Source organism: Streptomyces sp. SID13726 (genome assembly GCF_010548375.1).
GTDB lineage: Bacteria > Actinomycetota > Actinomycetes > Streptomycetales > Streptomycetaceae > Streptomyces.
Genome location: NZ_JAAGLY010000296.1, coordinates 1 through 496 on the forward strand (window position 1 = coordinate 1; position 496 = coordinate 496).

Sequence of the window (496 nt, forward strand, 5' to 3'; positions counted from 1 at the left end):
CCGACTCCTACTTCGTGGTGGCGCACTTCCACTACGTCGTGTTCGGCACCGTGGTGTTCGCGATGTTCGCGGGCTTCTACTTCTGGTGGCCCAAGTTCACCGGCCGGATGCTCAACGAGCGCCTTGGCAAGCTGCACTTCTGGCTGCTGTTCATCGGCTTCCACATGACGTTCCTCATCCAGCACTGGCTGGGTGTCGAGGGCATGCCGCGCCGCTACGCGGACTACGCGCCGTCGGACGGCTTCACGTGGGAGAACCAGGTCTCGACGGTCGGGGCGTTCATCCTCGCCGCGTCGACGCTGCCCTTCCTCTGGAACGTCTACACGACCTGGCGCAACGCGCCCAAGGTCGAGGTCGACGACCCGTGGGGCTACGGCCGCTCGCTCGAGTGGGCGACGTCCAGCCCGCCCCCGCGCCACAACTTCACGTCGCTCCCGCGCATCCGCTCCGAGTCGCCCGCGTTCGACCTGCACCACCCCGAGGTCGCGGCGATGGA

General features: G+C 67.1%; 1 protein-coding gene. It reads left to right on the plus strand.

Going from position 1 to position 496, the window contains the following annotated elements; all coding sequences use genetic code 11:
* Positions 1-496: cbb3-type cytochrome c oxidase subunit I (locus G3I78_RS47720; protein ID WP_203616522.1), on the plus strand; the 496-nt coding region annotated here is incomplete at both ends.